Origin of the sequence: Streptomyces johnsoniae (assembly GCF_031845565.1) — a bacterium.
GTDB classification, from domain to species: Bacteria; Actinomycetota; Actinomycetes; order Streptomycetales; family Streptomycetaceae; genus Streptomyces; species Streptomyces johnsoniae.
In genome coordinates this window covers 1-461 of record NZ_JAVREV010000073.1, presented here as the reverse complement: position 1 = coordinate 461, position 461 = coordinate 1, and the positions used below count along the sequence as shown (strand labels likewise).

1 pseudogene is annotated in these 461 nt (G+C 77.9%); it reads right to left on the bottom strand.

What is annotated here, in order from left to right:
- Window positions 1-461 (bottom strand): annotated as a pseudogene (locus RM779_RS33325) (TerD family protein); the annotation flags it as partial.

The following is a 461-nucleotide window of genomic DNA, read 5'->3' as shown; positions in this document are numbered from 1 at the left end:
GGCGGTGCCGACGACCCGGCCGACGAACCCGGCGCCCTTGTAGCCGAAGTCGACCTTGCCCTGGGACATCACCATGCTGCCCTGGCGGGCCAGCACCCCGGTGCCGCCGATGGTCAGGTCGACGCGCATGAGCTGCTGGTTCTGCGGGGTCCAGCGCTGCCCGGTGGAGGTCTCCTTGTACTTCTGGAGGGCCGCGTGCAGCCCGGCACCGGCCGCCGGAGCGCCCTGGGGGACGCCCTGCGGTACGCCGGGGGGCTGCTGCCCGAAGGGGGCCGGGGCGGGCTGCCCGGACGGGGCCGGGACCGGCTGGCCGTAGGGAGCGGGCGCAGGCTGGCCGTAGGGAGGCGTGGGCGGGGCGGCCTGGCCGGGGACCTGGCCGAACTGCGGCTGCGGAGGCTGGTGGGGCTGCTGCGGCTGGCCGTACGGGGCCGGGGGCGCCTGCGGGGTGAGCGGGGCCGCGA